Origin of the sequence: Flavobacterium sp. LS1R10, assembly GCF_003968825.1 — a bacterium.
Taxonomy (GTDB): Bacteria; Bacteroidota; Bacteroidia; order Flavobacteriales; family Flavobacteriaceae; genus Flavobacterium.
On record NZ_RYDH01000001.1, the window covers coordinates 968,218 to 991,446 of the forward strand.

At 35.3% G+C, this 23,229-nt stretch carries 22 protein-coding genes; 8 read left to right on the plus strand and 14 right to left on the minus strand.

Features of this window, described 5'->3' with window-relative positions; genetic code table 11:
• Positions 1-2 precede the first annotated feature (2 nt).
• Together EKL96_RS04225 and EKL96_RS04230 are read left to right on the plus strand one after the other, a co-directional pair.
• Entirely contained in the window at positions 3-2,360 is a 2,358-nt protein-coding gene (locus EKL96_RS04225) for a multicopper oxidase domain-containing protein (RefSeq protein WP_126458595.1), read from the plus strand.
• 45 nt (positions 2,361-2,405) lie between these two features.
• Entirely contained in the window at positions 2,406-3,224 is an 819-nt protein-coding gene (locus EKL96_RS04230; RefSeq protein ID WP_126458598.1) for an MOSC domain-containing protein, read from the plus strand.
• 482 nt (positions 3,225-3,706) lie between these two features.
• Here EKL96_RS04230 and EKL96_RS04235 read toward each other — a convergent pair whose 3' ends face one another.
• The 8 genes from EKL96_RS04235 to EKL96_RS04270 all read right to left on the minus strand — a co-directional run bounded on the left by EKL96_RS04235 (position 3,707) and on the right by EKL96_RS04270 (position 10,186).
• Positions 3,707-5,158: a flavin-containing monooxygenase gene (locus tag EKL96_RS04235; RefSeq protein ID WP_126458601.1), complete on the minus strand. Its 1,452-nt coding sequence runs from the start codon at positions 5,156-5,158 to the stop codon at positions 3,707-3,709.
• A 558-nt stretch (positions 5,159-5,716) separates the two neighbouring features.
• Positions 5,717-6,256, minus strand: a complete 540-nt coding sequence (locus EKL96_RS04240) for a GNAT family N-acetyltransferase (RefSeq protein ID WP_126458604.1) — start codon at positions 6,254-6,256, stop codon at positions 5,717-5,719.
• A gap of 68 nt (positions 6,257-6,324) precedes the next feature.
• Complete coding sequence (locus tag EKL96_RS04245) at positions 6,325-7,263, minus strand: hypothetical protein (protein ID WP_126458607.1); 939 nt, start codon at positions 7,261-7,263, stop codon at positions 6,325-6,327.
• Positions 7,264-7,467: 204 nt separating this feature from the next.
• Positions 7,468-7,815 (minus strand): type II toxin-antitoxin system PemK/MazF family toxin, encoded by a 348-nt coding sequence (locus EKL96_RS04250; protein ID WP_126455663.1) that lies wholly within the window; start codon positions 7,813-7,815, stop codon positions 7,468-7,470.
• Positions 7,805-8,035 carry a hypothetical protein gene (locus tag EKL96_RS04255; RefSeq protein ID WP_066082045.1) on the minus strand — a complete coding sequence of 77 codons (231 nt, stop codon included), beginning with the start codon at positions 8,033-8,035 and terminating at the stop codon, positions 7,805-7,807. The genes EKL96_RS04250 and EKL96_RS04255 overlap by 11 nt, the downstream gene beginning before the upstream one ends.
• A gap of 651 nt (positions 8,036-8,686) precedes the next feature.
• On the minus strand, positions 8,687-9,517 hold the full coding sequence (locus tag EKL96_RS04260; protein ID WP_126458610.1) for a hypothetical protein: 831 nt from the start codon (positions 9,515-9,517) through the stop codon (positions 8,687-8,689).
• An 18-nt stretch (positions 9,518-9,535) separates the two neighbouring features.
• Positions 9,536-9,856 (minus strand): hypothetical protein, encoded by a 321-nt coding sequence (locus EKL96_RS04265; protein WP_126458613.1) that lies wholly within the window; start codon positions 9,854-9,856, stop codon positions 9,536-9,538.
• Between the two features lie 78 nt (positions 9,857-9,934).
• Positions 9,935-10,186, minus strand: coding sequence for a hypothetical protein (locus EKL96_RS04270; protein WP_126458616.1), 252 nt, complete (start codon positions 10,184-10,186; stop codon positions 9,935-9,937).
• A 263-nt stretch (positions 10,187-10,449) separates the two neighbouring features.
• On the opposite strand from EKL96_RS04270, the gene EKL96_RS04275 reads away from it, so the two are divergent.
• Positions 10,450-10,779: a hypothetical protein gene (locus EKL96_RS04275; protein ID WP_126458619.1), complete on the plus strand. Its 330-nt coding sequence runs from the start codon at positions 10,450-10,452 to the stop codon at positions 10,777-10,779.
• A gap of 68 nt (positions 10,780-10,847) precedes the next feature.
• Here the strand turns inward: EKL96_RS04275 and EKL96_RS04280 are convergent, their stop codons facing one another.
• The 3 genes from EKL96_RS04280 to EKL96_RS04290 all read right to left on the minus strand — a co-directional run bounded on the left by EKL96_RS04280 (position 10,848) and on the right by EKL96_RS04290 (position 12,216).
• Positions 10,848-11,117 (minus strand): hypothetical protein, encoded by a 270-nt coding sequence (locus tag EKL96_RS04280; RefSeq protein ID WP_126458623.1) that lies wholly within the window; start codon positions 11,115-11,117, stop codon positions 10,848-10,850.
• Between the two features lie 122 nt (positions 11,118-11,239).
• Positions 11,240-11,716 (minus strand): RES family NAD+ phosphorylase, encoded by a 477-nt coding sequence (locus EKL96_RS04285; protein ID WP_126451733.1) that lies wholly within the window; start codon positions 11,714-11,716, stop codon positions 11,240-11,242.
• Positions 11,716-12,216, minus strand: coding sequence for an antitoxin Xre/MbcA/ParS toxin-binding domain-containing protein (locus EKL96_RS04290; protein ID WP_126458626.1), 501 nt, complete (start codon positions 12,214-12,216; stop codon positions 11,716-11,718). Before EKL96_RS04290 ends, EKL96_RS04285 begins: the two co-directional genes overlap by 1 nt.
• Positions 12,217-12,608: 392 nt before the next feature.
• Here EKL96_RS04290 and EKL96_RS04295 point away from each other — a divergent pair, with 392 nt between their 5' ends.
• The 4 genes from EKL96_RS04295 (at position 12,609) to serB (ending at position 17,731) form a co-directional block, all read left to right on the plus strand.
• Positions 12,609-13,934, plus strand: coding sequence for a trigger factor (locus EKL96_RS04295; protein ID WP_126458629.1), 1,326 nt, complete (start codon positions 12,609-12,611; stop codon positions 13,932-13,934).
• A 408-nt stretch (positions 13,935-14,342) separates the two neighbouring features.
• A complete protein-coding gene (gene clpP, locus EKL96_RS04300) occupies positions 14,343-15,017 on the plus strand; it encodes an ATP-dependent Clp endopeptidase proteolytic subunit ClpP (protein WP_126458632.1) in 675 nt (224 codons plus the stop codon).
• Between the two features lie 86 nt (positions 15,018-15,103).
• On the plus strand, positions 15,104-16,336 hold the full coding sequence (clpX, locus tag EKL96_RS04305) for an ATP-dependent Clp protease ATP-binding subunit ClpX (RefSeq protein ID WP_126458635.1): 1,233 nt from the start codon (positions 15,104-15,106) through the stop codon (positions 16,334-16,336).
• A gap of 162 nt (positions 16,337-16,498) precedes the next feature.
• Entirely contained in the window at positions 16,499-17,731 is a 1,233-nt protein-coding gene (gene serB / locus EKL96_RS04310) for a phosphoserine phosphatase SerB (RefSeq protein ID WP_126458638.1), read from the plus strand.
• A 64-nt stretch (positions 17,732-17,795) separates the two neighbouring features.
• Here serB and EKL96_RS14175 read toward each other — a convergent pair whose 3' ends face one another.
• Complete coding sequence (locus tag EKL96_RS14175; RefSeq protein WP_158614834.1) at positions 17,796-17,945, minus strand: hypothetical protein; 150 nt, start codon at positions 17,943-17,945, stop codon at positions 17,796-17,798.
• A 10-nt stretch (positions 17,946-17,955) separates the two neighbouring features.
• A complete protein-coding gene (locus EKL96_RS04315; protein WP_126458641.1) occupies positions 17,956-19,479 on the minus strand; it encodes a GH3 auxin-responsive promoter family protein in 1,524 nt (507 codons plus the stop codon).
• A 95-nt stretch (positions 19,480-19,574) separates the two neighbouring features.
• On the opposite strand from EKL96_RS04315, the gene EKL96_RS04320 reads away from it, so the two are divergent.
• Complete coding sequence (locus tag EKL96_RS04320) at positions 19,575-20,369, plus strand: DUF2797 domain-containing protein (RefSeq protein ID WP_126451741.1); 795 nt, start codon at positions 19,575-19,577, stop codon at positions 20,367-20,369.
• Positions 20,370-20,603: 234 nt separating this feature from the next.
• Here the strand turns inward: EKL96_RS04320 and EKL96_RS04325 are convergent, their stop codons facing one another.
• Positions 20,604-23,216, minus strand: coding sequence for an AsmA-like C-terminal region-containing protein (locus EKL96_RS04325; RefSeq protein ID WP_126458644.1), 2,613 nt, complete (start codon positions 23,214-23,216; stop codon positions 20,604-20,606).
• Between the last annotated feature and the right edge of the window lie 13 nt (positions 23,217-23,229).

Below are 23,229 nucleotides of genomic sequence, written 5' to 3' on the forward strand. Positions count from 1 at the left end.
TTATGAAAAAATACTCCATAATAATTATACTCTTGCTTTTTGCTTGGAATGCTGAAGCGCAAAAAATAGTTCGGTATGATTTATATGTTCGGGATACGATTGTCACTTTTGGCGATACACCCAAAAGAGCGATTGCCGTAAACGGACAGATTCCGATGCCGACACTCACGTTTACCGAAGGCGATATTGCCGAAATTTATGTACACAATGAATTAAATGAAGATACTTCACTGCATTGGCACGGATTGTTTTTACCCAATAAAGAAGACGGCGTGCCCTATTTGACTCAAATGCCAATAAAACCGCATAGCACCCATAAATATACGTTTCCAATTATTCAACACGGAACACATTGGTACCACAGTCATACGGGGTTGCAGGAACAAATTGGGATGTACGGTTCCTTTGTTATGAACAAACGAAATGAGGATCCAACTTTTAGAGCAGGAATTGATGATTTACCAACCGTTCCAATCATTTTGAGTGAATGGACGGATTTAAATCCAAAAAATGTCCATCGGATGCTGCACAATGCAACCGATTGGTTTGCAATTCAAAAAGGAACTACCCAGAGCTATGCCGAAGCCATAAAAGCAGGACATTTTAAGACAAAAATTACCAATGAATGGAAACGAATGAATGCGATGGATGTAAGCGATGTGTATTACAATAAGTTTTTGATCAACGGCAAAAATGAAAGTAAAATAGATGGCGTTTCTTCTCCCCTTTCCTTTGAAGAGGGGTCTGGGTTGAGGAAGTTCAAAGCGGGAGATAAAGTGAGGTTGCGGATTGCCAATGGTGGCGCTTCTACTTATTTTTGGCTGACGTATGCCGGTGGAAAAATTACCGTGGTGGCCAGTGATGGAAACGATGTGGAACCAGTTGAAGTCGACCGATTAATTGTAGCTGTTTCTGAAACGTATGATGTTGTTGTAACGATTCCAGCAGATAAAACGGCGTATGAATTTTTAGTTACTTCGGAGGATAGAACTAAATCAGCTTCGTTGTATTTAGGAGATGGAATCAAGCAACTGATGTCGCCTTTGCCAAAATTAAAATATTTTGAAGGAATGAAAATGATGAACGGCATGATGAAAATGAATGGCGATTTAGATGATATGGGAATGAAAATGTCACTGAACCAAATGGATATGAATGTAGTAATGTATCCTGAAATCACGGGGCCTATAGATTCTAAAGAAGGAACACAACAAGAAGTGGAGATGGATCATTCGTCTCATGATATGGGAAAAATGAAAATGGAGGCAACCGCTCCGAAGATGGATGGTATGAAAATGACGGAGGAAGATTATAATAGTAATGCATTATCTGATATTACTACCTTAAATTATGCCATGCTGAAATCACCTACTAAAACAACGCTTCCAACTCCCCCTTCGGGGACTGGGGAGACAAAAGAACTGCGGTTTGAATTATCAGGAAATATGAATCGCTACGTGTGGAGTCTGGACAATAAAGTGGTTTCTGAAGCCGATAAAATTTTAATTAAAAAAGGAGAGAATGTTCGAATTGTACTCTTAAATGGTTCCATGATGCGCCACCCGATGCATTTACACGGGCATGATTTTAGAGTCCTGAATGGTCAGAAAGAGTTCGCTCCCATGAAAAACATCATCGATATTATGCCGATGGAAACCGATACGATTGAGTTTAATGCGAATGTCAAAGGCGATTGGTTTTTTCATTGTCACATTCTCTATCACATGATGGCGGGAATGGGTCGCGTTTTTAGTTATGAAAATCAAGAGCCAAATCCTTTGATTCCAAATCCAAAATTAGCGCAACGCAAATTATTTGCCGATGACAGAGCCTTCCATGTGATGGCCGAAAATGATTTTGCCACCAATGGGAACGATGGAATGCTGATGATTCAAAACACGCGTTGGAGTATTGGTACCGAATGGCGTTTGGGTTATACAGATCATCACGGGTATGAAACGGAAACGCATATTGGACGATATTTAGGGAAAATGCAGTGGCTAATGCCATTTATTGGTTTTGACTGGCGGTATCGAAAAATGGAAATGGGAGCAATGGAAGAGAATCTTTTTGGGCAAACCAATACCAAAGACAATCGCGCCGTTTTTAGTGCCGGAGTCGAATATACCATGCCAATGCTGATTAAAGCGCAAGCCGAAGTGTATACCGACGGGAATTTCAGGTTGCAATTTGAACGCATGGATATTCCGGTTTCTAAAAGATTGCGCATGAATTTAATGTGGAATACGGACAAAGAATACATGGCGGGATTGCGGTATATAGTCAAGAGAAATTTTGGAATTACCACGCATTATGACAGCGATATGGGAATGGGTTTTGGATTGAGTTTGAATTATTAAAAACGGAATACTTTGTTTTTGTAATTTTGGGAAAAATAGAGTGCTATGGTACAACTTTCAGAAATCTGGATTTATCCTGTAAAATCATTAGGTGGAATTAAATTGCAAAAAGCTCAAGTGACCGATCGTGGTTTGGAACACGACCGCCGTTGGTTGTTGATTGATGAAAACGGAATGTTTCTGTCGCAAAGGGAACATCCGGAATTAGCTCTTTTTCTACCTGAAATTATAGGGAATTTCCTGAAGATTACACATCGCATGCAATTAGAAACAATACAACTTCCGCTGCAGCAATCTTTTTCGGAAGCCGAAACTAAAATTGATGTGATGGTCTGGGAGGACTCCATTCAGGCGTATGAAGTAGATTCAGTTGTTTCAGATTGGTTTTCTCGAATATTGGGATTTTCGGCTCGTTTGGTATACATGCCTGAGGAAAGTCACCGAAAAGTAGAGGCTAAATATGCCGTTACGCAAGCTGATATTAATTCTTTTTCGGATGGCTATCCTTTTTTGTTGATTGGTCAATCGTCATTGGATGATTTGAATTCCCGTTTAAAAAAAGCACTGCCGATGAATCGGTTTCGACCTAATTTTGTTGTTACAGGTGGTGATGCTTATGAAGAGGATTCTTGGAAAGAATTCACAATAGGTGAGCTGACTTTTTTTGGAGTGAAACCTTGCGGGAGATGCGTAATGACAACTGTAGACCAAGAAAAAGGAGTGACATCAGGAAAAGATCCTTTGCGGACTTTGGCAAAATACAGGACATCGGGAAATAATGTGTTGTTTGGACAAAACTTGATCGGTTCTGGAACTGGTCTTGTTACTGTTGGTGATGCTATTACCATTTTGATTTCTATTTAAATGGCCTTTTCTTTTCGTGAATATGAGGTAATCCGTTGACTAAGTTTCCAGATTTCTTACTCAAATTTATTGCTTACTGAAATAGTATTAATAGTCGGGAGACGCTGCAGATCAACCCGACTTTTAATACTATTCTTGTTCATCTCTTGTGGGTTACAACGTATGTACAAGCAATCAAATCAATCTTTTTTATGTTTTTGTTCCGTGTGATTTTGGTTTCCGTTAATCATATGATCTTCCACATTCATTCCGTTTGACCTTCCAATCATCAATGCAGTAATAATAGCATGATTTTTCTTTTAGCCAAAGAATTGGGCGTTTAGATTGCTCCAAACGTGCTTTAAATACTTTGACAATCTATTTAATTTGCATTATTGATATGTTGTTGAACGCTCTCAGGTTTTATTAGGATTTTGGAGCTCGAAGACCGTTTACTTCCGGATTATTAGTACCCAATTCTTTACTGTACTCTTGAACCTCCTTTATTTGAAAAACGTAAGTCGTTTGTCTTTAACGGCATCCAAGCGAAGCATTTTATAATCCAGCACATAATTTTGGTAAATACGCCAAGGTGCTTTGTTTCCCTGACTAGGAAGCGTATTCGCTGCTCTGTTAATGTAGCCGCTATTCAGGTTGAGTAGTGGAACCGGTTTTAAATTTGTCTCGACTACTTTTGACTGCACCGCTTTATAATGGTGTTTGTCCAAATAATTTAAAACCCGAGATATATATTCGCTGGTAAGGTCACTTTTCAACGTCCACGAAGCATTTGTATAGCCAACAAAAATAAAGAAGTTGGGCAGGTCGCTTAACATGAGGCCTTTATAGACAAAAGATTTAGAAACATTAAAAGGTTGCGAATCTAGTTGAATTTTTACGCCTCCAAACGCCACTAAATCAAGTCCAGTTGCGGTGATTATAATGTCGGCGGCCAGTGTCTTCCCCGATTTTAGTAAAATTCCATTTGCTATAAAACAATCGATATGATCCGTAACTACCGCTGCGTTCCCTTTTCTGATGGCTCTAAAAAAATCTCCGTTTGGCGCAATGCAAAAACGTTGTTCCCATGGATTGTAATTGGGTATAAAATGAGGGTCCACGGGAAAGTTACCCAAAGCCTTTTCAGCCCCTTTTATAATGAATTTTTTCATTGCCTCTGGAAAGAACTTGCACAGATTAAAAAAGACAATAGCGTAGAAAATATTTTTATAACGAATCAGTCTATAAGCTACTTTTTTTGGAAACAGCCTTTTGAGGCGAGCAGCAATTTTGTCTTTATTGGGTAAAGCAGCAATATAGGTTGGCGATCGTTGCAGCATAACAACTTGTGCACCTTCGGCGGCAAGCTCCGGAAGGATGGTCACAGCAGTGGCTCCGCTGCCAATTATAACCACTTTTTTATTGGCAACATCTAATTTTTCAGGCCATTTTTGAGGATGGACAATTTTACCTTCAAAACGGGATTGGTCTTTAAATTCAGGAGTGTACCCTTTGTTATAATTATAATAGCCGCTACAGCTAAAGATAAACTGGCACCTATAAACTGTTTCTTCTTCCGTGACGGTATTTACGGTAGTGACCGTCCATGATTTTTTTTCTGTATCGAAGTTATAAGAAAGAGCGCGTTGATTGTAGATGATATGCTCTCGCACTTTATATTCGTCTGCGGCTTCATTCAGGTATTTTAATATAGAAGGTCCGTCGGCGAAAGACTTTTGATCCTCCCATGTTTTGAAGGAATACCCAAAAGTATACATATCCGAATCGGAACGGATTCCAGGGTATTGAAACAAACTCCAGGTACCTCCAAGTTCCGTTCTTGCCTCTAAAATAACATAGTTTTTGTCTGGATTTTTACGTGACAAATGACACGCAGCGCCTATACCGGATAAACCCGCTCCTATTATAATAATATCGATATGATTAGTATTCATGTTTTTATTTTAGAATTAAATGCTGTTGCAAAATACAAAATTGTAGCAATAAAAAAACACCATTACTTTTTCTTAAATAACGGTGTTTGTAATTGCTATGAAAACCTTTTGAAGTGAAAAAGAAGGGTTTTTTTATTAGGATTAAACGACAGATTTATTTTTGAATAAACACGATGTAGCGTTGAGGTCATTCTTTTGTCCAACTAGTAATTTGGCTTTTAAAATTTCCAGGTCTATCAGATATGTCGTCACTAAGGTTAGCGCGGTTTTGTAAACCGTGCCCACCAACGAATGCAGATAAAACAAGTCAGAAAAGCTATATCCTTAAAACGGAATAGCTTTTTTACGTTTTAATGTCAGTTTTTTTTATGGTTTTGTTAGCTTTATTTCTTCGGCTACCTACCGACTAAGTGTTATAATTACCAATTGGAATGGGCACGGTTTGCAAAACCGCGCTATCTGTTAAAGAGAAAACTGAGTGTATTTCAGAGCCATCTGGTGCTGGTATAAAATCTTAATTTAATGACATTGCGCTTGCGCTAGCGGGGATTTTTATTTTTAATCAGTACATAAAATGGCATATCCATAATTATCAGACCAACCTGATTTTAGAGGCAACAATTTTCTTGTATGCGCTTCCCTTGACATTCCAACTTTTTCTAAAACACTTATTGAGCCAATATTTCCGATCGCGCAACCTGCCTCAATTCTGTGAAGTTTTAATGTTTCAAAACCAAAAGCTATTATCTTTTTTAAACTTTCTGTAGCATAACCTTTATTCCAATAATTGGAATCAAATTTAAACCAAACTTCAGCATTTCTATACTTTTCTTTTCCTAAATTTATTCCAATTAATCCGATAAATTCTTTTTCTCCATTTAATTCGACCGCAAAAGAGAAATGCTTGTTATTCTCCAAATTATTGTTAAAAATCCAATTTTCGACAATAATTTTGGTTTCGTTAATATTATTTGGAATTCCTAATGTATTAAATTCATCAGTTTCAGCCAAACTATGTAATTTGTGAATGTTATCAATGTCACTTTCTGCGATTGTTCGCAAATTCAATCTTTCCGTATTAAAATTTAAGTTATTCATTTCAGGTTTTTATTCTAATTTTAAAATTTTGGGTGAAATCTTCAGTTTTTCTTAACTCCTCTGTTATATTATATTTCCTTGATAGCTTCATTTTCAGCTTTTTTTTGTTTTAAGAGTTTTTGTTGTTCGTCGTTTTTGTCATTATCCAACTTTCTTTTATGTTTGTATTCCGTTGAAATATACCTTATGTAGATAATGTTCTCAGTGTTTGGTATTACTTTCCTAAATCTAGAATTTGTGTTAATAAAACTTGATTGTTTTGTAGCAAATAAACCACCTAGCATCTTATCACCCTCATCACTTTTTCTATATTTAGCCATTTCAGGACTCTTATCTAAAGAATACTCTATACTTGGTTTGTGTATTTGACTTTGTTCAAGATGTTGTGAAATTATTATGTCGGCGGTAGAGGTTTTAACTGAAATTGAATCCTGCTGTAGAACGTACATTTCACTACTAATACCTTTATTTTCTTCGTCCTTTAAACCTGCTAGATTAGAACTATCTATAAAAGCATTTGGTAATCGTATTAACTTGTTATTTTCATCAAGATATGACATTGCGGGGCTATATTTAGGATTGTCCTCCCAAACAGATTTTTCTTGGTAAGTTATTTTCTTTAGAGCAGGTAATTTGTATTTTTCTTGGAATAATTTGTATAGACATTCTGATGCCGATAATGTGATTTCGTATAATCTCCCGTCCGCAAAATAAGGATAGAACTCTGTTCCGCAATTTTCCACCTGATAATAGTACTTGTCTTGTTCGTTGATATGTGACAACTTCCCTTCAGACACCAAAAATTTATTTACTTCACGAAATTCACTAGTAGTCATTCCTCCCCAATATTGAAGGAAAAATTTTTTCTTCTGAGCAATGATTTCACGAAGTTTTAAACTATCTTGATTTACTTGTTTTACCTCTGTATGAACTTTTTTGTTATTCTGGCAGGATAAAATAAAGACTGCTAAAAATAGTAGTAACAGTGTATTAGTTGTTTTATTCATAGAATATTTTTCAAAGTTTTTCTCGCTTCTACTATAGCTTCTCTTTTAGGAGATTAAGCTATCATATAAAGTTCCGCCGCTTCTCGTCAGTTGCGAAGTTCGGAACTTTATATTTTCCATTAAAGATAAAATTTCTTGCGAAACGTATAAGTGAATTTACCACAAAATTCGCAATCTTGCCAAATGGCTGTTGTGCGATCGTGCTTATTCTAGGTCCATGATAATCGCAATATTTTCTTTTATTTTTTCAATTAAATCGGTTGGCAATTTTCCAACTTTTTTAAATAATCTTTTGTTGTCGATTGCTCGAATTTGATCAATCATTATGTCGCAATCTTCATGTAAATTTGCCATTCCCTTTTTAATATGAACTCTTAAAATATCAGAATCATCTTCAACGTTTGTAGTTATTGGACAAACGATTGTTGAGGGATGCGATACTTTATTCAGCAAATTTGTTTGAACAATTAGAACAGGCCTAGATTTACCTGCCTCAGTTCCTATTTGTGGATTCAAGTCAGCAATCCAAATTTCGTATTGATTAATCTGCATAGTCAATTTTTTCAAATTCTTTTAAAATGTTCATTGAATCTTTTTTGACTAATTCGGATTCGGCTTTAAGTCTTTTTTCTAAAATTTGTCTTTTCTGTACTTTATTATAATATTCAATTGCTTCGTTGATATATCTATTTCTAGGAATACTGATTCTTGAAAGAATTTTTTCGGTTTCTCCGAAAATTGAATCATCTATTTTAAGTGATACTGTTTTCATATGTTTTAATTTGATATCACAAAGGTATATCTTTTTTAGGCATGAAGTTGTTTAGTACGATTTTTTTTTTCGCATGTCGCACAACGTCAGTTCGTCTAAAACCCTCTAAACGAACTGTATTTGGTTAAACAGTGAGTAAATATATGTTATTTAAACTACAATTAAAACTCGTTCTGGCAAAACTCGCTTTATGATTATTAAAATAAAACAGTCCGTAAAAAGGGTTAAATATTGCTCTTAGTATCCCAAAATATAAATCCATTTGCACAGAATACGAACAAACCCGACCTATCAGATATAGTGTCACTAAGGATAGCGCGGTTTTGCAAACCGTGCCCGCCAACGAATGCATATAAAACAAGTCAGAAAAGCTATATCCTTAAAGCGGCATAGCTTTTACATTTTAACGTCAGTTTTTTTTATGGTTTTGTTAGCTTTATTTCTTCGGCTACCTACCGACTAAGTGTTATAATTACCAATTGGAATGGGCACGGTTTGCAAAACCGCTATCTGTTAAAGAGAAAACTGAGTGTATTTCAGAGCCATCGGGTTAAGCCCCGTAGTGCTTAAAAATCAGAAAGATGCAATATAACAAATCCTTAACTTAATGACATTGCACTCGCGCTAGCAGGGGCGAGCTGGGGCTGGGTTTTAATTATTATTTTGATTTCTTATTTTATGTTCAGCTTGTTTTAGTAACATTGCTGTAAAGTGGTTTGGATTATTTAAAAAATGTCTTTCGGCTAATTGAAGTTCAAGAACATCGTTTAATTCTTTTTGAATGGTTGTTATTTGTGATATATGCTCAATTGAATTTTCCCAGCGAACATTTTCAGGAATGGAATTTAGACTAATACAAAAGGATTCACATATTGATGATATTTTTTCTGTAAGGTCTACTTTTTGTTCAATGTCATTAGCATCAATTAAGTTGTCATAATTGAGATATAAATCAACTATATTATAATATTGAGATTGTAAAAATATTGTGGACTCATATGGAGTAAAACCAAATTTTTTGCAACTGTATATTTTTTCTGCTAATTCGTGAATATCATTTTTACTTAATTGTTTCGATTCAAAATCAAGAACTTTCGTTGAATAATCATCATATAAATCTGAATAATGTTCATTAATTAAATTTATTATTGAATCATTTTTTAGCATGAAATCAAATTGTGAAAAAATTGTTTTAAGTTCATTTTCATCAATTAAGCCATCATTAAAAATGTTTTTTAAAGAATATTTTAAACCATTAAATAATAGATTTCTACTTTCGTTTGTCAATTCAACAATAATTTTTCCTGTTTGATTTTTATAATTATTTATCATCAAAAAATTATAAACTAAAAGGAAAAATACAGATTCATTTCTTACATCAATTAAATTATAGGTACCGTCGTTTTTATTATATCGAGCTCTCAAATGTCTACTTAGTTCGTTTTGATATCCGATATAGATTTCTTCTAAATTCTTTTCCATTTGGTTGTTTTGTTTTAATTAATCTGTAAGATATTTTGAAATAAACTCTAGTGATAAATTTTTACATTTTGGGCAAAAATTATTTGAAGGGTGTAATTCTAAATCAAAATTGCGATAAACAAGTTTTTCTTTATTTATCCCTTTAAGGTTTTTGTTGGTGTAGAATAGATAATTCGGGTTGTTTTGATGTAAAATATAATTAACACTCTCAATTTGGTCGGTTTCCAAATTTAAGGCTGGTACAGGACATTGTTCTTTATTATTTATACGATTGCCCCCAAACAAAAGATTTGCTGAATAATCGCATTTAGTGCATATTCCTTCTAAAATTTGTCCCATAAAATTGTGTTATGTTATAGTTGTCTCCTTAGTTTTTTAAATTGTGCCAAACTGCTGTAGGTCTTTCGGTTTGTGCTATTACTTATTTGCTAATACTTCTTCGGGTGAAACTATTCCTTGCAGTTCCGCAACGTGAGCAACATCATCAATAATTGTCACTCCTTGATAATGATTTACTCTGCAAATTACTCTATAGTTATTACCTTCATATAATTCCCATTCTAAACCAGTTATTAGAATTTCATTTGGCGGTTCAATTGATGTTCCAACTAATATGTTTGTAAAAAATTGTATTAAAAATTCTGCATCTTCTTGAGTATAAAATTTCATATTATAGTTTATGTTTTTTGTTTAACTCGTTTGTTAGTTGTTTTCCGAAATGTCCCTAAAGCTGATGGCTGACTTGTATATGCATCTTTGACAAAGCTACCTCAAATTAGATAGACATGTGTGCAAATCAGTATACATTTTTTTTCAAATACCTTAAATCCGCAAGGGAAAGATTCAGGAAGAGTAAAAAGTCAATAAAACTAATGCTTTAAAGACTTTTTTCTTCCGTTAAATTTCACTAAATTTAGTGAAACTCTCTCAAAGTGAAAATTACAACATCTTTAGAAAACATCAACTCTTTTGGCGGATTAAATTTTATATCCACAGAATTTGAACAATTACAATTGCCTAAATTGATTACTTCCCATTTAGGAAGTCGTTCCGTATTAGCGACTTATCAGTATTCAGATATTATTAAAAACATTTGGATGATACTGTTTTCTGGCGGTGATTGTGCCGAGGATATTCTGACCAATTTAAAACCCGACCTATCAGATATAGTGTCACTAAGGATAGCGCGGTTTTGCAAACCGTGCCCGCCAACGAATGCAGATAAAACAAGTCAGAAAAGCTATATCCTTAAAGCGGGATAGCTTTTTTACGTTTTAATGTCAGTTTTTTTTATGGTTTTGTTAGCTTTATTTCTTCGGCTACCTACCGACTAAGTGTTATAATTACCAATTGGAATGGGCACGGTTTGCAAAACCGCGCTATCTGTTAAGGAGAAAACTGAGTTTATTTCCGAGCCATCTGGTTTTATCTGATGGAACACGTATAATTTTGAACGCTTACAGTTTAATTCTCGTCTTAGAATTACGTTCGAGAATTGATAATAATCTGCTGAATTTGATTGAGAATCTAAAGCACCATCATTTACCATCAGACCAAAAGCCAGAAAAAGGAAAATAAGATATTTTAAATTCTTTGTCAATCTATTTAATTTTAATTATTGGTAAGTTGTACAACTGGTTTTGTTAGGATTTTATGGCTTGTACGACAAATTTATTGTTTTAATGAATGCTTTGCCGAGCTTTGCCTGCTGTTAACGGTAATTTATTCTTTTACACTTTTTAATCGCTGATCAAACATCATTTTTGAAGTGCTAACGACCTTAATTTTTGATGAATCTGGATGAACAGGGTTTATTAAATAATTAAATTCTTTTGGTACGATACTACTAGGGACTTTTAAAATGGCAGCTTCATTGTAATTTACGAAATCATCACCGATGGTTTGAGTTGTTAAAGATGGTGGTTTTGAATTCCAATCATTTGGTAAATCTTCCAGCTTTACTTCCTGTATAGTAATTCCATCAGGTACTTCAATTTCGACATAAAAACGATCATCGGGTAAATCCTCGCTTAAATCTAAATGAACAGAAACTTCCAATGTTGCCAGAGCTCTAGTTTCAGCAGTATAAACAATTCGAGTATTAAGACTATTCCACCGATAACCTTCAGAAATCGACGCACCTATTCCATTTAACGTAGTACTTAAATATTTTTCACGTTCAATTCTAAATACTATCATTACGCTAAATTTCCGAATTCTAAGCGATTCAAACTAAATTTAACCTCGTTAATGCCTGTTATTGTGTCAAGCATATTTTCGGGTGAACTTCCCCCAATAGACAAGTTAGGTTTTTTTAACCAGCGTTGAAATTTTTCTTCCTCGTTATTGAAAACTTCTAAGCCATAGTCAATTAACTCGTTAATTAGAATCACTAATTCACTATTTCTACTGTCCAAAAGTAAATGTTCACTTTTTTTCTTATTATATGTAGTTTGTGGAATCCCAACTATTGCCAGAACTGACTTAATGGGATTATTAAGCCTTTTGCTAATTAATTCAATTGAATCATATGGAATGCCAGCTCTGATGACATTAACACGCTCGAGCTTATTGCTCCATTTATATTCCTTGCCATCGGAAGTCAATAAAGATTTTCTAATATTTACAGCATTACCAGATGCTTTTAGGACACTTCTTTTAGTGTCGAAAGGCTTTGTTCTACGTGTGGCTTTCTCCATGGCGCAACTAATTTATTGTAAACATACAATATTTTTGTTGTTAAAACGAAAAAATTCCAACATAATTATCACTAATTCGTCAAAATTTCTAAGCAATTTTATATGTCGCATACCACGATCCGCGTGAAGGATGGCAGTGGAGCTCTTTTATGGGCTGCCTTTTTTTGGCAGGCGATAAAAAGCGGGAACGTACAGTCTGACCCGTAGTTGCGAGGAGGAACGACGAAGCAATCTGGAGGGACACGCCCAAATTAGTTTCCTTTTCCAACCTGTGATTTTGTCAAATAACTGCCTAAAATTCAATCCCGAAGGTTCGGGACTAAAAACTTGTTTGGGTTGCAAAAATTTTATAATTTTGCAGTCCAATTTTATTATGTAAATTAAAGAAGAAGATGGATATCAAAAGAGTAGCAATAGACGCTGTGACGGAAACAATTGTAATGACTGTTGTTCACATGGATTACAAAGGACAAGTTGCAAAAAGAATAAACGAAAAAATGCCTTTGGCAACGGTTAAAGGATTTAGAAAAGGTGCTGTGCCTAAAGATCTTGTTGAAAAACAATACGGTAAAGCAATCAAACAGGAAGAGGTTCAGAAAGTGGTAGATTTAGCTTTGGAGCGTTTCGTACAATCAGAAAGATTAAACCTTCTTGGAACGCCGCTTGCTAAAGTAAACGAAGACTTTGACTGGAGTACTGAAGAATTGGTTTTTGAATATGAAATAGGATTGGTTCCTAATTTCGAATTGGATCTTGAAGCTAAAAATGACATCGTTAAATATGTGGTTTCAGCGGATGATAAAATGATTGAAGGCCAGTTGGAAAGAATCCAAAAACAATTTGGAACTGCAATTCCTCAAGAAGTTGTTGCTGCAGATTCAGATGTAACGGGAACTTTTGCAAACGAAGAAAAAGGAATTAATAACGCAACCACTATTGCTGCTGATCTTTTTAAAGACAAAGCGATTTTTGATTTATTCATCGGTAAAAAAGCAGGAGATGTTGTGACTGTAAATACTAAAGGTTTATTTGAAGACGACCACCAATTGATGGACGTGATGAAAGTAAGTCATGATGACGTTCACGGATTAGAGGTTGAAGTGAACTTCACAATCGAAGCGATCAACACGGCTGAATTAGCAGAATTGAACCAAGAATTGTTCGACAAATTGTTTGGTGCTGGAACTGTTTCTTCACTTGAAGAATTGAAAGCGAAAATCAAAGAAGATGCCGAGACTCAATTTGCGCAACAAGCGGATCAAAAATTATTAGGGGATGTTACGGAATTTTTGATCGAAAGCACCAAATTTGATTTACCTTCTGAATTCCTTAAAAAATGGTTGCAAACTGTAGGGGAGAAAAAATTATCTCCTGAGGAGGCTGAAGTTGAATATGCACGTTCTGAAAAAGGATTGCGTTTTCAATTGATCGAAGGTAGAGCTATGGCTCAATCTGACATCAAAATCACTTTTGAAGACTTGAAAACATTCACTACAAAAAACATCCGTCAGCAAATGGCACAATTCGGACAAACAAATCCTACTGACGAAGAAGTTCAAGGAATTGTAGCAAGAGTTTTGTCAAACCAAGACGAAGTGAAAAGACTTTCGGACCAAGTTGTTGCTGAAAAATTATTGGAATTATTCAAAGAAAAAGCAAATCCTACCACTAAAGAAGTAACGTATGACGAATTTATTGCAGCGTCTTACGGAGAATAAATTTTAGTCGTAAAGTCAAATGTCATAAAGTCAAAAGTTGAAAAGACGGAAACAATTTCGTTAGTTGTTTCAAATTTTAAGATTCTATTACAAATACAAAACAATAAAAAATAGTTATATTTGAGCGTCAGAAAAAATATTTTTTGACGCTCTTTTGTTTCAATTAGTTGCGGGAGCCAATCCAGCTGTACGTTACAAGTTTTTTCTTCCGTTTTAGTTTTTTAAATTCCTGCAAGAGCTTCTTTCAGTCGCTTTGCAAGAATAAAAAAACTTAAAAACGGAATTCAAAAAGCTTTTTACTCCCATCTGGGCTACAAATAAGACATATTGACATCATTTGTAAATAGGTATGACCTTTGCATTAAAAGAAATAGACAAGATATAACGTAAAACTTAGAACAAAAAAATATGAACTACGGTAAAGAATTTAAAAAATTTGCTACAAAGGACCACGGCGTAAACTCTATGTATTACGATAAAATCGTAGGCGCAATGACTCCTAAAAATATGACTCCCTATATCATTGAAGAACGTCAGTTGAATATTTCACAATTAGACGTTTTCTCCAGATTGATGATGGACAGAATTATATTCCTTGGAACAGGAATAGACGACCAAATTGCAAACATCGTTCAAGCACAATTGTTATTCCTTGAAAGTGCCGATGCTTCTAAAGATATTCAAATTTATTTGAATTCTCCAGGAGGAAGCGTTTACGCAGGATTAGGAATTTATGACACGATGCAATACATTAAACCAGATGTAGCAACGATATGTACCGGAATGGCAGCTTCCATGGGAGCAGTGCTTTTATGTGCCGGTGCAGCAGGAAAACGTTCGGCATTGCCACATTCAAGAGTAATGATTCACCAGCCATCAGGTGGAGCGCAAGGAGTAGCAACGGATATGGAAATCAACTTACGTGAAATGTTGAAACTTAAAGATGAGTTGTATAAAATTATCTCTCACCACTCCGGACAAACTTTCGATAAGGTTCATACGGATAGCGAACGTGATTATTGGATGATCGCCGAAGAAGCAAAAGCATACGGAATGATTGATGAAGTTTTAGTAAGAGGATAAATTATTAGTCGAAAGTCAAAAGTTGGAAAGTCAAAAGCATTGCTCAGACTTTACGACTTTTGACTTTATGACATTAGACTATAAAAATGGCAAAAGTAGTATTAGAGTGTTCGTTTTGTGGAAGAAAGAAGCCAGAAACCCAATTATTGATTGCTGGGATCAATGCACATATCTGTGATAAATGTATTGAACAAGCGCACGGGATTGTTCTTGAAGAAATAAAATCTAGTGGAAGTTCAAAGCTGGTTGGAGATTTGGTTTTAAAGAAACCAAAAGAAATCAGAGCGTTTTTGGATCAATATGTGATAGGACAAGATCAAACTAAAAAGGTGATGTCGGTTGCGGTTTACAATCACTACAAACGTTTGATGCAACAGCAACTGGACGATGAGGTTGAGATTGAAAAAAGTAACATCATCATGGTGGGACAAACTGGAACAGGAAAAACATTGGTGGCTAAAACCATTGCAAAAATGTTGGATGTGCCTTTAGCGATTGTTGATGCGACAGTTCTTACTGAAGCAGGTTATGTTGGGGAAGATGTCGAAAGTATCTTGACACGTCTTTTGCAAGCTGCTGATTATGATGTTGCCAAAGCAGAACGCGGCATTGTATTCATTGACGAAATAGATAAAATTGCACGTAAAAGTGACAATCCTTCTATTACGCGAGATGTTTCCGGTGAAGGGGTGCAACAAGCATTATTGAAATTATTGGAAGGAACGGTTGTGAATGTACCACCAAAAGGAGGACGCAAGCACCCGGACCAAAAATTTGTGGAGGTAAATACACAAAATATTTTGTTTATTGCCGGTGGTGCTTTTGATGGAATCGAAAGAATTATTTCGAAACGATTGAACCGTCAAGCGGTGGGTTATTCTACTTCAAAAAATGTGGACAATATTGACAAAGACAATTTGTTGCAATACATTATTCCAAAGGATATCAAAGATTTTGGATTGATTCCTGAGATTATTGGTCGTTTGCCAGTTTTGACACACATGGATCCTTTAGATAGAGAAACCTTGCGTGCAATTTTGACACAACCTAAAAATGCGTTAATCAAACAATACGAGAAATTATTTTTGATGGATGATGTTGAATTCACGATTACCAATGAAGCACTGGATTTTATTGTTGATAAAGCATTAGAATATAAATTAGGCGCTCGTGGATTGCGTTCGTTATGTGAAGCTATCTTGACCGATGCGATGTATGAATTGCCTAGTTCTGATGATAAAGTATTAGAAATTGACGTAACTTATGCTAAAGAAACGTTGAATAAAAATTTATTGAAGCGTTTGGAGATTGCATCGTAAAAAATGCATTTTTCTTAAAAATATAAACCTGTTCATTCATTTGAACAGGTTTTTTTATGGGGAAATTACACTATTTGTTATTGTTCAAAAAAAGGAACATTATTATTTTTTATCAACGTCAGATTGTCGATTTTTGTATATTCTAAATCAATTATATATAAAATGCAAAAAGACGAGATAGAGGTAATTTTATTAAAAGTTTCTGGACAAGATAAACCGGGAGTCACTGCTGGTTTAACATCCATCTTAGCGAATTATGATGCTATTATTTTAGATATTGGACAAGCGGATATTCATGATACGCTTTCTTTAGGTATTTTATTTGAAATAAAAGCGGGTTCTTCGTCTGGTCCAGTTTTAAAAGACTTGTTATTTAAAGCATACGAATTGGGTGTCAAAGTCAAGTTTATTCCTATATCCATTGCAGATTACGAAATTTGGGTCAAAGCGCAGCGCAAACAACGCTACACCATCAATGTTTTAGGAGAAACCTTAACGGCTGTACAATTGGCGGCAGTAACCAAAATACTATCCAACCAAAATTTGAATATTGATGCAATTAAAAGATTAACCGGCAGGGTATCTATTCTTGAGAAAGAAGAATTCCCTCGTTCGTGCATACAATTGTCGGTTACAGGAACGATTGTCGACAAAACGTTTATGACCGCCAGTTTTATGGAAATTTCCAGAACGTTAGATGTGGATATTTCTTTTCAAGAAGATAATATGTACCGAAGAAACCGCCGTTTGGTGTGTTTTGATATGGATTCGACGCTGATTCAAACCGAAGTAATTGATGAACTGGCAGAGTTAGCGGGTGTGGGAGAGCAAGTTAGAGCAATCACAGAAGCAGCCATGAATGGTGAAATCGATTTTAGCGAAAGCTTCAAGCAACGCATGGCCTTGCTTGAAGGCTTGAGTGAAGAGGTACTGCAAACAGTTGCTGAGAATCTGCCTATTACTAAAGGAGCACATCGCTTGATGAAGGCCTTGAAATATTACGGTTATAAAACCGCTATATTGTCCGGAGGTTTTACGTTTTTTGGGAAGTACCTGCAAAAAGAATTAGGTATTGATTATGTTCATGCGAATGAATTGGAAATTAAAGACGGAAAATTGACAGGTAACTATTTAGGTGAAATTGTGGATGGTAAAAAGAAAGCGGAATACCTTCAGGCGATTGCTGATAAGGAAGGCATTCATATCAACCAAACTATTGCAGTTGGTGATGGTGCCAATGACTTGCCGATGTTGAATTTGGCAGGTTTAGGAATTGCTTTTCATGCTAAACCTACGGTAAAAGAAAAAGCAGAAAGTTCTATTTCCAGCTTAGGACTCGACGGTGTTTTATACCTATTAGGTTACCACGACAGACATATTGATATGATGGATTAGGAGTAAAATACTTTAATAATTATAAAAAAAGGCTATCCAAAAAATGATTTTTGGATAGCTTTTTTTATACTTTAATGCTAAATATTTTTTCAGGTTTTTCCAGTGTTTGTTTTTCGGAAGATTTACAAATTCCTCTGGCGCCACAACGCATTCTATGTGGTCCGCAGGAACTCAAGAAAATTCCTGTCAACAGGATATAAAGAATTTTTTTCATCTCATCATTTTTATACGCTTTGAAACTGCATACTTTTCAGTTGTTCCAAATAATCTCTTTGGTTAGATAGTCTTGGAATTTTGTGTTGCCCGCCTAGTTTGTCACGATCTTTTAGCCAGTCGTAAAATAAATTTTTTCGTGCTACATTGATCACAAGCGGATTCAAAGTCATATTGTTATAGCGTTTGGCTTCGTAATCGGAGTTTAAAGATTGTATGGATTCGTCTAATGCTTTCTGGAATTGTGATACATCAGCTGGAGGGTTTTTAAATTCAATCATCCATTCGTGAGCACCTTTTTCTTTGCCTTCCATAAATATAGGCGCAACGGTGTAATCAACCACTTCCGTTTGGGTTAGTTTGCACGCTTTGGCAATAGCCTGATCGGTATTTTCAACCATCAATTCTTCACCAAAAACATTAATGTGATGCTTGGTTCTTCCCGTTACCCGAATTCGGTATGGATTCAATGAGGTGAAACGAACAGTATCACCAATCAAATAGCGCCACAAACCAGAATTGGTGGTAATGACCAAAGCATAATTTTTGAACAATTCCACATCTGCTAATCGAATAACTTTTTGATCTGGTGTGCCAAAAGTATCCATTGGGATGAATTCATAGAAAATTCCGTAATCCAACATCAATAATAAATCACTGGAATTATTTAAATCCTGAATGGCAAAAAAACCTTCGGAAGCATTGTATATTTCGTAATATTTAAAATCTTTTTTTGGGAGTATTTTTTGGTATTGTTCCCGGTACGGCTCAAAATTTACACCACCGTGAAAGTAAACTTCCAAATTTGGCCAAATTTCAAATAGATTTCCTTTTCCGGTTTCTTCGAGCATTTTATTCATTAAAACCAGCATCCAGGAAGGAACTCCGGCAAAACTGGTTACATTTTCGTTTTTTGTTTCGTTTATAATCGCAGCAATTTTGGTTTCCCATTCGCTCATCAAGGAAATTTTGTTGCTCGGGGTACTGCTATATTCAGCCCAAATAGGCATGTTTTCGATTAATATCGCAGATAAATCTCCAAAGAACGTATTGTTGTCTTCATAGATTTGAGAGCTTCCGCCAAGACGCAGGCTTTTTCCAAGAAACAGTTCTGAATCTTCATTATTATTCAAATACAAGCACAACAAATCCTTAGTGCCTTTATAATGACATCCTTCCAGGGCCTCGTTGCTTACGGGTATGAATTTGCTTTTGGCATTTGTGGTTCCACTGGATTTGGCAAACCATTTTATCGGTGTTTCCCAAAAAACATTCTGCTCACATTTACGGGTTCTTTCAATCAATGGTTGTAATTCTTCGTAAGTAGAGATCGGAATTCTATCGGCAAAAGTGGCATAGGAATGAATCGAAGCATAATCATATTGTTTGCCTAAAACAGTATTTTTAGATGACTGAATTAAATTCATGAGCAATTCTTCCTGAACCTCGTTTGGATATTTCAGGAAAAGTTCGATCTGATGGATTCTTTGTTTGAGAACCCAAGAGGCAAACGAATTGATTATGGTTAGTGGCATTTTTAAATTATGAATTATGAATTATGAGTTATAACTTTACCAAAAATAACAAAATTTGTTTAACTAGATGTGTTAAACGGGAAACTTTAATCACAATGACATACGAAGGTGTACTTACAAAAATGCAAACTGAATTTGGAAATCCAATTCAATATTACTTGGTTTTTGAGAATAGTTTTTTAAACGTGAATCAGTTGTTGAATAAAGAACTGGAAATCAATTTTGTGGGATATCAATGTTTGAATTGTGGCAAGAAGAAAAAAATATTCCGTCAGGGATTTTGTTATGATTGTTTCTATTCCAGTGCAGCTGTTGGCGATTGGATTATGAAACCGGAATTAAGCACTGCCCATCTTGGAATTCAGGATCGGGATTTAGCGTATGAAGAAAAAGTACAATTGCAACCGCATATTGTGTATCTGGCTTTGTCCAGCGAAGTCAAAGTAGGTGTTACCCGCAAGTCGCAAGTGCCAACCCGATGGATTGATCAGGGCGCAACCCAAGCCATTTCTATTGTAGAAGTCCCTAATAGATACTTAGCAGGAATTACGGAGGTAGCATTGAAAAATTATTATGCCGATAAAACCAATTGGAGAAAAATGCTGACTAACAATGTGGAGCAAATTGACTTAATCGCAGAACGATTGAAGGTTGAGAATCTTATTCCAACCGAAGTTCAGGAATATTTTTATTCGCAAAAAAACGATTTGTATGAGATGCACTTCCCCGTTTTGCAGTATCCAAATAAGGTAAACAGTTTGAGCTTAGATAAAACACCACAGTTTCAGGGGAAGCTTACCGGAATAAAAGGGCAATATTTACTTTTTGAAGACGGAACCGTTTTTAATGTCCGTGGTTCCGAAGGGTATATGGTTACAATTGCGGTTTAAGTAATATAATTTTGGGCGTATCCTTTTTTAAAATAAAAATTTTAAAAAAAGGTCAGGCTGTCCGCTGTATCTTTTACTCCGCTGCGCTTCATAAAAGGATGCCGCTACCATCCTTTACGCACGTACAGCTACACGAAAACATCATGGAGACAAATCACAAACCCAATATTGCTAGCCAAGAAAAGAGGAATTTCATCACCTAAAATCCTCTTTATTATATTTTGTAAAGTTACTTTAGTTTACTTTTGTCGTATCTACTGCTTTACTTTTCTTATTAAAAAATCCGTTTAATAATGCTGCGACCTTAGATTTTACTTCTTCCTTAGTTACCGGAATTTTAGGAGTGGCCGTTTTTGTCGTGTCTCCTGGCTTTTTGTTTTTATTGATGTAATCCGTCAAAGCGGACGTTCCTTGTTTTACCAGTCTGTCTTTTTGTTGGTTTACGAGTTTAGTGGTCAATTTAGCTACCGCACTGTTGATGTCCGTTGTGATTTTTGGATTTGTAAAATTACCCACCAATACAGCATTTATCGGAAAGCTTTCTAATTTTGCCGCATCTGCAGCAGATAATTTTGCTATTAAAGCATTGGCCTCTGAACCTAAATATTTAGCGGGAACATCAAATTTTAAATTATAATTCATGCTTTGGTCAAAACCGTGCGTTCCTCCAATGGTTGCCTTGATGTCTTTGTACTTGATATCAAAAGGTTTTACATTTACTTTTCCATCTTTGAACGTAACTGCCGCTTTCAAATCATTTAAATTGATTTTACTGACGTCAATGAATTTCAAGTTAGCACCTAAAGCGGTCAGCAAAGTCGAATTAGTTGAGTTTACAGTCGTGGAAAGCAGTTGTCCTAGTAAATCTCCAGTAAGGGTTTTCAAGTCAGGAGTCAGTGCTGTTGCATCAAGATTCCCGTTCAATTTGATGCTTGAATTTAATTTCCCGTTGATGATTCCGGAAATTGGAGCAATTTTTTTCAACAGATCCAGTTGGTTGAAGGATTGCGCAATATCGACTTGATTTAATTTTAAATCCATATTAAAAACCGGTGTTTTTCCTTTTGTGGAAACAGCTCCATTCACCGCAATAGTTCCCCCAAAAATAGATGTTTTTACATTTTCTAAAGTCACTTTTTCATCTTTCACAATCAGTTTTCCCGAAACATCTTTCAGAGTCAGATTATCATATAGCACCGTAGTCGCTTTTGCGGTAAGCGTACAATTTAAGAAAGCAGGAATCTTCATGGCATCTGCTTTTTTAGTTGCCGTTTTAGTCGTTTCACCAGTTGTCATAAAATCGTCAATGGCCAATTGTTTAGAATTCATATAAAAGTTTCCTTTCAATTCTTGATTTCTAAATATAAATCCGTAAAAGTTTTCTAATACTCCCGTTACACTAATGTCGCTTTTTCCGGTAGTCGCATTCAGTTCTTTCAAATTGACTTGACTAGGATTAAATTGGATCAAGGCATTGCTGATGTTCATGGTTTTGCCGTTTTCATCCGCATAATTAAAACCCGATACACTCATGGTTCCCGCATTTTTAATGTTTTCATATTGACTTTTCTCTACTGATTGCATATCAAATTTTGTAGTCACATCAGCCTTTAAAATCCCGGATAATGGCTTATCGAGTTTTATAGGATACGCTTTAGAAAGATTGGACAAATTGATAGTTCCTTTTAACATGGCATCAACTAGTGCGTTTTGAGTAATGTTTTTGATGTTGGCTTTGGCATTAAAAACATCTTGATCTATCTTGAAAGAAAGTTGGTCAATATTGACATACGTGTCATTTAAAATTCCGGTTTCATTGGTGATTTTTGTGTCAATAATGATGTTTTGAACCGTTTTTGGTAAGTCAGGGTATTTAAAGGAAGCATTATGGGAAGCGATTTCTATATTAAATTTTGGCACTGTTGTGTCAGAATACAAACCTTTTGCAAAACCTGCCACAGTAAAATCACCGGTTGTTTTTACGTTGTCTAATCGTGAGGCATAGGCTGCAGGAATTATTCCCAAGAAATTCTTGAAGGAGGAAGTAGGCGTTTTAAATTTTAAATCATACTGTTGACCGGCTTCCACCATTTGAATAAATCCATCAAATTCCAGCGGCAATTGGTTGATTAACGCTTTATTTTCTTTGAAGGTGTATTTACTTTTTTCTAAATCGATTCCCAAAACGGCGTCCAGAGTCAAAGCAACATTTTTCATGTAATTGACTTGTTCCATATCCAGCGATATTTTTGCAGTAGATTTGGTTACCAAATCTAATTTTTGGGCTGCAAAATCTCCAGTTCCTTCGTGGTTCAAACTGTCGACAACCATTTTTATTTTTGAACTTTCGTCAAAATAACGAAACTTGAAATTTTCGATTTTATACTCTTGGATTTTTAAGGATAACGGACTGCTTGTTCCATCGGCTGCCGTTTTTTTCTCTTTCAATGCAATGTCATAATTCCCTAGTCCGTCTTTATTGAAAATGATATTTATTAATCCGTTTTTCGAAGTGATTCCGTCAATAACTATCGCTTCATTTTTGCCTTTAAAAAGTTCCTTAATAGACATTTTTAAATTCAATTCGCCCAGTGATAGCAATGTGTCGCCTTCAAAAGGAGCTTTGTTTATGATGACTAGTTTTTCCAGTGTTACATTTGCATTAGGAAAATTTTTGAATAAGCTTAAATCCGCTTCTGCAAAAGTGACTTTGGCATCTACCTTTTCATTGATGACTTGAGAAATTTTGGCTTTTATTTGGTCTTTAAACAGAAAAGGAGCTGCAAATAAAGTCAAGACGAGCAGGATAACGAGTATTCCGATGATTTTTAAAACTTTCTTTAGCATGATTTGAATGTCT